General features: G+C 67.4%; 6 protein-coding genes and 4 pseudogenes. 4 read left to right on the top strand and 6 right to left on the bottom strand.

Annotation, left to right across the window (positions count from 1 at the left end; translation table 11 throughout):
• Together AC067N_RS29725 and AC067N_RS29730 are read right to left on the bottom strand one after the other, a co-directional pair.
• Positions 1 to 1265, bottom strand: a 1265-nt coding sequence (locus AC067N_RS29725) for a glycoside hydrolase family 43 protein (protein ID WP_478681964.1), incomplete at its 3' end; no start/stop codon positions are given.
• Positions 1266 to 2331: 1066 nt separating this feature from the next.
• The gene (locus AC067N_RS29730; protein WP_478681965.1) at positions 2332 to 2730 is read right to left on the bottom strand and encodes a winged helix-turn-helix transcriptional regulator; all 399 of its coding nucleotides are present in this window, start codon (positions 2728 to 2730) and stop codon (positions 2332 to 2334) included.
• A gap of 141 nt (positions 2731 to 2871) precedes the next feature.
• Here AC067N_RS29730 and AC067N_RS29735 point away from each other — a divergent pair, with 141 nt between their 5' ends.
• Together AC067N_RS29735 and AC067N_RS29740 are read left to right on the top strand one after the other, a co-directional pair.
• Positions 2872 to 3717 carry an NAD(P)H-binding protein gene (locus AC067N_RS29735; protein ID WP_478681966.1) on the top strand — a complete coding sequence of 282 codons (846 nt, stop codon included), beginning with the start codon at positions 2872 to 2874 and terminating at the stop codon, positions 3715 to 3717.
• Positions 3718 to 3947: 230 nt separating this feature from the next.
• Positions 3948 to 4169: pseudogene (locus AC067N_RS29740) on the top strand (DUF4240 domain-containing protein); the annotation flags it as partial.
• A gap of 45 nt (positions 4170 to 4214) precedes the next feature.
• On the opposite strand, the pseudogene AC067N_RS29745 reads toward AC067N_RS29740, so the two are convergent.
• The 4 genes and pseudogenes from AC067N_RS29745 to AC067N_RS29760 all read right to left on the bottom strand — a co-directional run.
• Positions 4215 to 4722 (bottom strand): annotated as a pseudogene (locus AC067N_RS29745) (ATP-binding protein); the annotation flags it as partial.
• Positions 4719 to 5780, bottom strand: a complete 1062-nt coding sequence (locus tag AC067N_RS29750; protein WP_478681967.1) for a Mu transposase domain-containing protein — start codon at positions 5778 to 5780, stop codon at positions 4719 to 4721. The pseudogene AC067N_RS29745 and the gene AC067N_RS29750, both read right to left, overlap by 4 nt.
• Positions 5781 to 5792: 12 nt before the next feature.
• Positions 5793 to 7566, bottom strand: a pseudogene (gene ltrA / locus AC067N_RS29755) (group II intron reverse transcriptase/maturase).
• A 1248-nt stretch (positions 7567 to 8814) separates the two neighbouring features.
• Positions 8815 to 10404 (bottom strand): ISL3 family transposase, encoded by a 1590-nt coding sequence (locus tag AC067N_RS29760; protein ID WP_478681977.1) that lies wholly within the window; start codon positions 10402 to 10404, stop codon positions 8815 to 8817.
• 306 nt (positions 10405 to 10710) lie between these two features.
• Here AC067N_RS29760 and AC067N_RS29765 point away from each other — a divergent pair.
• A pseudogene (locus AC067N_RS29765) lies at positions 10711 to 10824 on the top strand (hypothetical protein); the annotation flags it as partial.
• Positions 10825 to 10945: 121 nt separating this feature from the next.
• Positions 10946 to 11098 (top strand): hypothetical protein, encoded by a 153-nt coding sequence (locus AC067N_RS29770; RefSeq protein ID WP_478681968.1) that lies wholly within the window; start codon positions 10946 to 10948, stop codon positions 11096 to 11098.
• Positions 11099 to 11188 lie beyond the last annotated feature (90 nt).

The following is an 11188-nucleotide window of genomic DNA, read 5'->3' on the forward strand; positions in this document are numbered from 1 at the left end:
GGCGGGGGCTCAACCCCCCCCCCCCGGGGGTTGTGGGGGGGGGGGGTGGGGGGGGGGGGGTTGGGCCCGTGTGGGGGGGGGGGGGGGGGGGGCCGGCCCCCCCCCCCCCCCCCACGAAACTGTGAGTCGGCGAGTTCGGTGACGTTGGCCTCGGTCCTGGCCCGGAACTCCCAGTGCCGGATGAACCTGTCCGGGTAGTTGTACGAGGAGAAGCGGACGGGGGTGACACCGTCGGCGACGGGGATGCCGAAGTTGGGTGTGCCGTCGGCGTTCCAGTAGATCTTCTGGTAGCGGGTGCGGCGGTTGGGGTCCTTGAGCGGGTCGCCGACGATGTCCCTGTAGTTGCGGTCGTGGTAGACGAGGACGTCGGACTTGCCGTCCTCGGAGACCGTGAAGGTGTTGTGGCCGGGGCCGTACTGGCCGGTTCTGTCGTTGCTCTTGAGGACCGGTGTGGGGGTCTTGCTCCAGGAGGCCGGGTTCATCAGGTCGGCGGTGGCGTCGGCGGTGAGCAGGCCGAGGCAGTAGTTGGCGTTGGTGGCGCTGGCCGAGTAGGTCATGAAGACCTTGCCGTTCTTCTCGATGACGGCCGGGCCCTCGTTGACGCGGGCGCCGGCGGTCTCCCAGGCGTACTGGGGCTTGGAGATCATGGCCGGGGTGCCCTCGATGGTCCAGGGGTTGGCCATCTTCGCCAGGTACAGTTGCGTTCCCTTGCCGAGCGCCGGGTCTTCCTGGGCCCAGCTGAGGTAGCGGGTGCCGTTGTGGGTGAAGGTCGTGGCGTCCAGCGAGAAGGTGTCCATGGGCAGGCTGATGCGGCCCTTCTCGGTCCAGGTGCCGGTGAGCGGGTTGGCGGAGCTGGACTCCAGGACGTACGGGCGGATCCGCCAGATGTCGTTGGACCAGCCGGCCGTGAAGTAGACGTACCACTTGCCGTCGATGAAGTGGATCTCCGGGGCCCAGATGTGGGCGCCCATCTCACCGGTGGCGTGCTTGGTCCAGATCGTGGTCTCCGGGGCCGTGGAGAGGCCCTGGAGGGTGGTGGCCCGGCGCATCACGATCTTGTCGTAGGCGGGCACGGTGGCCGTGAAGTAGTAGTAGCCGTCGGTGTGCTTGAAGATATGCGGGTCGGCGCGCTGGAGCGCGATGGGGTTGGTGAAGGTCACGGCGGGGGACGCGGGCGCGGCGGCCTGGGCGGGGGTGGTCACGGAGGTGAGCACGGCGAGCGCGGCCGCCGCGGCCACCAGAACCCCTCTGGCGAGATGTCTCATGTTTCTGTTGCGGCCCTTCGGGATCAGACGGTCGTGGGGACGAGCTGCCACGGCCGACAGTTGGTGCTGAGACGGCTCCACCGGCGTACGTCGACGCCGTCGGTCGCGTCATGTTCGATACTGAGAACAACGTCCGGAAGTGCGGACGAAACGTAAGGGCGGTTCAGGGACGTCGTCAATGGGGCGAACGAAACCGATATCCCGAACGCCGCGGATCACCCGAACAACCCTGCCGGACGCACGGGAAGCCCAGGTCACGCGCCCCGGCGAGCAACGCGTTCAGGCGCGCCAGGACTTCGGCCACCACGGTGGGCCCAGGGCGACACCGTTCATCTGAACCGGCTCCTGGGCGAATGCGTCGTCGGCCGGGCCGGCGCGAGGTCCGCGGCCGACCCTGGCCCGTCATCCCCACCCGCCCAGGCCCAGCTCATCGTTCCCGGCGTCCGCAGACCGCAGCCGTCAACAGGAACTCCCACAGGACGACGAGCTGTCTGCTGCACGATGACGAGCTTGCTGCGCGACGACGAGCTGCTGCCGGAGCAGGAGGAGGAACCTCCGCAGGAAGAACCGGAGGGCGAGCCGTCGCAGGGGTCACCTGCGGCGTACCAGGACTAACCGCAGGCGGCCGTCCCGAGGCCTCCTGTCGCAGATGCCACGGCCGTACCCGGGCGCCTGGCGGGCCAGATCATCCCAGGCGCGCTGCCAAGCCCGGCGCACCAGCCATGTGAACAGCACCGACGGGGCCGCCGCTGCCAAGGCAACCGCCATCACGATCCAAGCAGTCACGAGCGCTTCCCTCATCCGCCGGGCCATGCGCACCGGCTGCCCGGACCATGCTGAGTTCGCTCACTTGACAGGCCGATGACCTGTGCGTTTGCGTCGTGGTGTAGGTCCGTGACGTTGCGGATCAGGGCACGGCCGGGTCCTTTCGGCACGGGTCGATCGTTACCGACCTGGGATTGCCGTTGGGCTCCATGGAAACGCCAGTCCGGCTCTTCACCCCGCTTGCTTGCGGGTCTCCAGGTAGCGGAAGTCCCTACAAGGGTCGAGCCCTCACGCTGACGCGCTACCGGGGTGGAACGGTGTCGTAGTCGTGCCGGGCCTGCTCGACCTTGTCCAGGTTGCTGGCAGCCCATCCGGCGAGGTGTGCGAAGAGTGGGGCCAGGCTGCGGCCCAGCTCGCTGATTTCGTACTCGACCCTAGGGGGGACCTCCGGGTGGTACGTACGCACGACCATGCCGTCGCGTTCCAGCTGCCGCAGCCGCTGGGTCAGTACCTTGGGTGTGATCGTTCCGATCCGTCGCTCCAGTTCGACGAACCGTTGGCGACCATGCATGTTGAGAGTCCACAGGATCGGCGTGGTCCACCGGCTGAACACTATGTCCACGACAGCACTAGTCGGACATGCGAGTTCCGGGTCGGTCCCAGCGGCTGCCACCCAGTCAGCATCGTCGGCCATGCACATTCCTCAGGATAGTCACTTTCCTCTAGGTACCTACTATATCGACGGTGCTAGCGTCCCCGAGTCGCCCGGGGAGCAGCTCTCCGCGGCGGTCCCGCCCACTCGGGCGGCGACAACCATGCTGAAGTGACACGGGAGTTGTTCATGTTCGCAGTAACGGGTGCGACCGGTAACGTCGGCCGATCGCTCGTGCAGGCCCTCGCGGCAGCCGGTGCGCAGGTGACCGCGACATCCCGGGGGATCTCGGACGCGGACGTGCCGGAGGGCGTCCAGTACACGCGGGCGGACCTGGTCGATCCTGAGAGCCTTCGGCCCGTTTTCGACGGAGCCGACGCGCTGTTCCTGCAAAGCGGCGGCCCCAGCGCGCACCTGCTGAGCCCGCAGTACATCCTCGACGTCGCCAAGGCCGGCGGCGTCGGGCGGGTCGTCCTGCTGTCCTCCCAAGGAGTCGCGACCCGACCGCATTCGGCCTCGCACGGGGACCTGGGACGGTCCATTGAGGACGCCGTCCAGCACTCAGGCATGGACTGGACGATCCTGCGGCCTGGAGGCTTCAACTCCAATGCGTACGCCTGGGCCGAGTCGGTGCGCGCCCGACGGACCGCCGCCGCGCCGTTCGCCGACATCGGCCTGCCGACCATCGACCCGGACGACATCGCCGAGGTCGCCGCCGCAGCCCTGCGGGAGGACGGCCACGACGGACAGATATACGAGCTGACCGGGCCCGCCCTCAGCACACCCCGCCAGCGGGCCGAGGGCATTGCCGATGCACTCGGCGAACCAGTCCGGTTCATCGAGCAGACCCGTGACGAGGCCCATGCGCACATGCTGCGGTTCATGCCCGAGCCCGTGGTCGAGACCACACTGTCCATTCTGGGCGAGCCCACCCCAGCCGAGCAACGCATCAGCCCCGACGTCGAACGGCTCCTCGGCCGCGCACCCCGCACCTTCGCCGACTGGGCCCAGCGCCACATCGCCGCCTTCCGATAGACCTTGCGTCTCCGGCCAAGGCGTCCCTGGACAACCCATCACGGCACACCGTCAACCGCACCCAGATGGTTCCCGCACCTCGGAGTGGGGATCCAAGGTGAGCAGGTCCGGGGAAGCGCCGAGCACGGGCTGGGGAAAATCAAGGCTCTGGCCGCAGTTCCGTGAAACGACCAGGTGCCGGCAGGGCGGCCAGGATCGATTGTCACCGGGGCGTGGCAGAGTGCGCGGTCATGGAGATCGACACGTTCTGGGACGTCATCGAAGCCGCGCAAGCCGGGGCTGCCGCAACGGGCGAGCCATTTGACCAGGTTCTCGTCAAGCAGCTCGCGGAGAGACCGCGGCAGGAGATCCTGGAGTATGCGGAATGCTTCGATAAGTTGCATGACGCCCTGTATCGCTGGGATGTGTGGGCGGCTGCTTACCTCATCGGGGGCGGGTGCTCCGACGACAGTTTCATGGACTTTCGCGCTGGTGTGATCGCCTTGGGCTGTCAGTGGTACCAGCGCGTGGCTGGGCCGGAGGTAGCTGGTGAGCTTGCTGATCAGCCGGCCCTGGTCCTCGGCGGCCTTGAGGTGGCGGACCATGTCGGCGAAGCTGGTGAAGTAGATCGAGTAGCCGGCCCGGCAGGCCGCGACGGCCAGGGCGACGGCGATGTGCGTCTTGCCGACCCCGGGCGGTCCGAGCAGAGCGACGTTGGCCTTGTCCTCGACGAAGGAGAGGGTGACCAGGTCTTTGACCTTGCGTGGGGTCGAGGTCGGGCTGGAAGGAGAAGTCGTAGTCCTCCAGCGTCTTGTGGTGCGGCAGCTTCGACAGCCGCAGGCCGTTGCGGAAGCGGCGGTCGTCGCGGACAGCGAGTTCCTCGGACAGCACCAGGTCGAGCAGGTCGAGGTGGCCCATCTTGGCCTCGTCGGCCAGCTGGATGTACTGGTTCAGGGCCTCGGCCAGGTGCGGCAGGCCGAGCTTGGCGGCCGTGGTGCGGATGCGGGTGCTGGTCAGCTCGCTCAACGGGCTTCCTTGCTGGAGGAGTTGGCAGTGAAGGGACGGGTGCCGGTCAGCTCGTCATAGACCGACAGCGGACGGCGGCCGACCTCGACGTTCGCGGCGGCGGCCCGGTTCAGCAGGGCCTGCAGTGGTCCGGCCTCCGTCTTCGACGGCTGGCCGCGGCGGGGCGAGGGCAGAGCGTCGCCGGTGGTGACGCGGCGGCCGGCGCCGGTGGGAAGGCCGTCCCAGTGCGTCTCATCCACGATGCGGGCGCCTCGTCCAACGGCACGTGGGTGGACGGCCAACAAGGTCTGGCCACCTGTGTCGGGGACGGTGGAGTGCAGGCTGACCTGCGCCTTCGAGGCCCGGACCTCGATCAGGTGGCGGGGGCGGACCTTGCGGGCGGGAACGGAACAGAGGTTCGCGTCGAAGGCGACCAGGCAGTCCTTGCCCACATGCCGCAGATGCCGCTGAGTGACCACATACGGGCTCGCCGGCAGCGGACGCAGGGCCACATGGTCGCGCACGGCCCGGTGCCCGATGATTTCGCCGTGGGTGCCGTGGACCTTCGCCCGCCGCAGTGGGACCCCGGCGGCGAAGGCAGCGTTCAGCTCCTCGATGGAAGAGAAAGCTCGACCGGCCAGGACATGGTCACGGACGATGTTCACCTGTCGCTCGACCCGCCCCTTGCCCTGAGGCCGGTAGGCGGCCAGCACGTCGATGTCGAAGTCGTAGTGCCCGGCGAAGGCGACCGCCTCCGGGTGCAGCGGGACCGCCTCGCCGGGGGCGACATGTCGGCGCACGACCGTCTTGGTGCGGTCGTAGACGATGCTCATCGGCACCCCGCCGAAGTGCGCGAACGCGGCCCGGTGGCAGTCGAAGAACGTGGCCAGGTCCTGGCTGGTGGTGAAGCAGCAGAACGGGTGACGCGAGTACGGCAGGGTCATGTGGAAGGAGTAGACCTCCGGGATGCCGACATGAGCGAGGATCTTGCCCTCGTGTCGGGTAGCGGGGACACATTGCTGCGTCCCCGCCCCCTCAGAACCGGGCGAGCGGGTTTCCCCGCACCACGGCTCAAGCAAGCCCCATGGGCTTCACGAGAGTGCAGCAACTGCCGGTCTCCTGCGGCTGCGAGGCCGAAGCCTGCGGTGACAGGAGGCGTGCACGAGGCGTGTTCGGTCCGTGCTCGGCGCGTCGGGCCGTCCGTGGTGAGTGAGATAGTCGGCGGCTATCGCCCTCTTGACGACGTTCAACCACCACCGTTCCCATTCCTGGGGCGACTGCGGAGGCTGATCGGCGGTGAGCAGGTGTTCCCCGCAGAGCGGACAGCGGCCGTCCTGCTTGGCAAGCAGGCGCAAGTTGTAGCTGTCCAGCGGGGGTTTGACCTTTCGTCGCCGCTTGACCCAGTAGTCCGTCAGACCGGGGTCATCGGGTGACGCCCCGCCTGCGATCAACTGGTGCCGAACGATGTTCGTCCAGGAGAACTTGAGGAGAATCGGGATCTCGCCGCGGTCGTTGAGCACGTTGGCGCGATCTCCAAACACCCACCGGTCGTTCCTGAACTTGTTGAACCTGCCGAAGTAGCGTCGAACGATCCACTTCTTCGACTTGTTGGGGTGCATGCGTCTGGCCCACCGGTAGGTGAGCCACCACACGTAGTGATCCAGCGCCGTGAAGATCCTGCTGGACACCACCCCCCCGGTAGTAGGCAGCCCAGCCCCGCACGATCGGGTTGAGCTTGGCGATGACCGCCGTCGCGTTCAAGCCGCGCAGGGCGCGCACCTCGTCCGCGAGCCTCTTCCGGATGCGCCTGACCGCCTCCGCACTCGGTTTGATCAGCAGCTTGCCACGTCGATAGCGGCGAACGTTGAACCCGAGGAAGTTGAAGCCCTCTTCGAGGTGGACGATGCGCGTCTTGTCCTCGTTGAAGACCAGTCCCCGAGGCGCCAGCCACTCCGCAAGCCGTGCCTTGACCTGCTCGGACTGCTGTCTGGAGTGACAGCAGGCGACCATATCGTCGGCGTATCTCACCAAGATCGGAGAGCCCGCCACCACATCCCCGGCGTGTGTGCCGGTGGTGAGATAGCGGACCCCTGCGGCCTCCTCCAGCCCATGGAGGGCCACGTTCATCAACAACGGACTGATCACACCGCCTTGAGGAGAGCCCTCCTCGGTCGGCGCGAACTGCCCTTTGTCGACCACTCCAGCCTTCAACCACCGCTCGATCAGGTCCCTGGCCGGGAACGAACCGAGCGAGTCGAGCAGCCGAGCGTGGCCGATCTTGTCGAACGCAGCTGACAGATCAGCGTCCAAAATCCACAACCGGCGGGCGCGTGGCCCGCTGAGCGTGGAGAACAGGGAACCGATCGCGTCAGCGCAGCTTCGCCCGGGGCGGAACCCGTAGGAACGGGGCTCGAACCGGGCTTCCCACTCGGGCTCCAGTGCACTGCGGACCCGTGCCTGATGACACCGGTCCAAGATCACGGGAATGCCGAGTGGTCTCTGCTTGCCATTGGCCTTCGGAATGTACACACGGCGGACGGGCATGGGATCCCAGGACGAACGCGTGCGATGCACCCGCACCGCCACCGCCGCCCTGGCCTCAGGGGACAAAGCTGTCTCCCCGTCGATCCCCGCCGTCCGACGCCCAGCGTTGCGCTGAGTGACCTGTCGCACGCTGACCAGCGTGTTCGACCAGGACCTCAGCATCAGTTTCTGCAAGGATCGAACCTGAGCCCAGTCCCCTTCTCGCGTCGCCTTGAAGATCCTCCGCCGCAGCCTCACTACGTTCTCCTCGTGAGTCCGCCAGGCAATGGCGTCCCAGTCGAGAACGTCCTCGGATCCGTTCACCGCAATGGTGTCCAACATGTCCCTCGGTTCGAGAGGCCCTCAGCCTCGGCGTTCAAAGGCTCACCAGCCCACGTCAGCGCCCTTTCGGGCCCGGTCGCCAGGACCGGCATCCGGCCGGTTCCCCGTGACGGCCGCCTGGAGAGGCGGCCGTGGTGTCACGAGTCCCGTTGCCTTTCGGCAGCCGGCATCCGCTTCTTGGGCATCCTGTCCCGCCGGGGGCTTCCGCCCCTCTCACGATCGGCCTACCGAACCCGAAGGCTCGGACCCCGACGGGGTTTCCACGTTCCGCGCATACGAGACGCGACCGGGGAGGGCGCCCCCTAAACCCCGGGACCAGCGGTGTTCTTACGACCGACGGGGCAGGCTCCGGTCGCCGCTCGCCGCCTCTTCCAGCGGCCAGGTCCTATCGCCCGGTGTTCTTCCCGTCTCCCCGGGCTTGTCGATGACGAGGCATCACAGGGGGTTCACTCGCGTTCGCCCGTCCGGCCTTCTCCTTGCCCGGTTGCTCCCCCTGACGGATCGGGGGCCCTTGGGCGTCTTCCCTGAGCTCCGCACCCTCTGCGAGCAGGACCCGCGAGCGCACGTCAGAGCGGAGATCGGTCTCGAACAGTGACCGAGAACTACGCAACCGGCATGACCGGCCTCCAATCTGCGAGTTCACTCATATGCGCGACCTCGTGTCGCACCTCCCCAGTCGACCTGGGCCTGAGCACCCGGGACGACCTCGAACCTCCTATGCAGGCCCGCCAGCTCACCCGAGCTGATGCCCAGTTCCTCCGCGATCCGGGGCCGGGCTTCCTGCAGATAGAGCCTCACCCGCTGGTAGTTGATCGATACCCCCGTACTCCTGGGCCAGGCGCTCGTGGATCACCCTCCCCTTGAGCAGGATCTCGGACCTGAGCATCGATCGATCAGCGGCGCCACCTCGTCCACCACCCGCCGTGGCCGCTGATCTGCTGCTTCTCTCTTCGGCGGTGCGACCGACGCGGGGTCCTTGAGGTACTTGCTGACCGTCCGGCGGTTCAGCCCCGTCTCCTTCGCGATCTCCTGCAGGCTCATCGCACCGGACTCGAACAGCGGACGAAACCGCCTCAACTCCAGCCAGCGATGCGGATCCAAGACCAGCGTCAGCCGCCTCTCTGCCACCCCGAACCGACAGCAGCAGACTCACGGCCAACACCCCGTCACCGCATCAAAAATGGTGCACTTTCATCCGTACGAGGCGGTGCATGTTCGCGGCTCTGGCAAGATTTTCGTAGTCGGAGATCATCTCGGTGCGACGGTCAGTCCGCCTGCGAAACGGCGGCGGAGGTGGGCGATCAGGACGACGCGATGGCGCAGGAGCGGGACGCTGGCACGGCCTCCCATGATGCGTTTCTGGAGCTTCACGTCGGTGATACGGCCTTCGTTGACCCCCGAGTTGTAGAGGGTGGTGATCCCCTGGGTGACCGCGTGCTGGTCTTCGCGCAGAGCTGCGGCGGCACCAGCGAGCGGAGCCAGTCCGCTGGCCGTGAGCGTGTCGAGCCAGTTGGGCAGGGATGCGGCATCGCGGGCATCGAGCATGGCGGCGAACTGACGGACCAGGTCGTGGGTGCGGTGAAGCTCCGGGCAGTGTTCGAGTAACCGCTGCAGACGTTGCGCGGTGTGCGGGCCGTGCCGGTCGGGAGCTGTGATGATCCAGCGGGCGGCTTCGCGTGGTGAGGGCGGCCGCTCGCGTGGCTCGTCCAGGGGCAGGCCGCGCCGTAGCGGTGCGACGGCCATCTTCACGCGCTGATAGTGGCCCAAGTAGCCCTTGGTGAGGAGTACCTGGTGCAGGACCTTGGCGCTGTGCTCGCCCTCGTCCCAGCGTTGCTGCAGGTAGTCGAGGTACGGGTCGAGGGGGGAAGGGCGGCGCGGAGGTCGGCGGACCACCTCGTGCCAGGTTCGGGCGCGGGCGTACTTGCGCACTGTGCGGCGGTCGAGGCCGAGCTCGCGGGCTGCCGAACTGTAGGAGCGGCCGGTATCGGTCAGCGCGTGCACTGCCTCGAAGAGCCGACGGGCATGCCGGGCGGCCGGAGTGTCCGCCGGCTCAGGTTGTGTCGCCGCGGTGTTCGCGAGCTCGGGCTCGGTCGCTCCGGAGGAAGGGAGAGCTTCCGGCAGGCAGCCGCGGTGGGTGGCGGCGATTTCCTGAACGCGCCGGGACAGGCCCTGCCACAAATGAAAACGGTCGCTGACCTGGACCGCCTGTGGGGCGCCATCGGCGATGCACTGTCGATAGGTAAGCGAGCCGTCGCGGCAGACGATCTCCACACCCGGATGTCCGCGCAGCCATCGGCTGAGCTGTTCGGCGTCTCTGCCTTCCCAGAGCGTCAGCGGGAGTCTGGTTTCGGCGTCGACCAGGAGAGTGCCGTAGGTATCGCCGTACAGCGCGAAGTCGTCCACGCCGAGCACCCGGGGTGTGACCAGCGGCGGCAGCGGCACCCGCATCAGCTGCGCGAGCACGGTGCACCGCGACAGCCTGATGTTGAGGACGCGCAGCATCCTCGCCCCACCTCGGCCGGCCAGCACCACGCCGACCGCCTCGACCAGCTGCTGCAGCAGCGGCGTGCGCCGCTGATAGCGCACGGTCAGTCCCGGCACCTGCTCGGCGAAGGTCACCTTCGGGCAGGCCGAGTTCTCGCAGTACAGACGGCGCACGCTCAAGTCGATGCGGACCGGCCTGCCTCCCAGCGCGGCATCGGCGAGGCGCCGTACGTAGCGGCTGTGTACCCACTCGCTCAGCGTGCCGCACCCCGTACACCCTGCTGGAGCACCGGATCTCGTACGAGCCTGCATCACAACGGCAGGACCAGAAACATCGACCGAGACCACCAGCACAGCCGTCAACTGCGGTAACAGCTCGGTTAGTTCAACAGAACACAGTCAAAGGCTGCCCGTTTCGCAGGCGGACTGACCGTCGCACCGAGATGATCTCCGACTACGAAAATCTTGCCAGAGCCATGTTCGCTTGTACGCCGACACGAGCAGACCATGATGTGCCTGACCGCGGACCCCGGCGTCGGCAAGACCTTCACCCTGTAAACCCTGTGCCAGCAGTGCCCCACCCTGTCCGCACTACGGCTGCTCCCGCGCCCCCAAGCACGCCCCGACGACCTGCGCCACAGCCTGCACCATGCCCTCGACCTGCCCGGCGACCCACCCCAGGACGCCGGCATCTGCGGCGACTACCTACGCCACGCACTGGCACAGCCGCCCCGATTCCTCGCCGTCGACGAAGCCCACCAGCTCTCTGCCTCCTGCATCGAATACCTGCGCTATCTTCACGACGACCCCGTCCCACAGGTCACCATCCTGCTGCTCGCCAGCAGGCCCCGTCTCAAAGCCCGCCCTGCTCAGCAGGGTCACTACCTGGCACCACATGGAACCCCTCGCCGCGGACGAAGTCTTCACCGTGCTGCCCCGCTTCCACCCGCTGTGGCAGAACACCCACCGCAACACCCTCGCCCGCCTGGACGACATGTGGGCCTACGGCAACCTCCGCCGCTGGGCCGCCCTGACCCACCAGCTGTGAAGATCTGGAGCTGCCCATGAAGCGTGAGCGGGCGACCGCAACTCTCCACGAGATGCTCGACCGTCTTGAGCAGAACATCTGGCCACTGGA

The organism is Streptomyces sp. NPDC042364 (assembly GCF_056437585.1).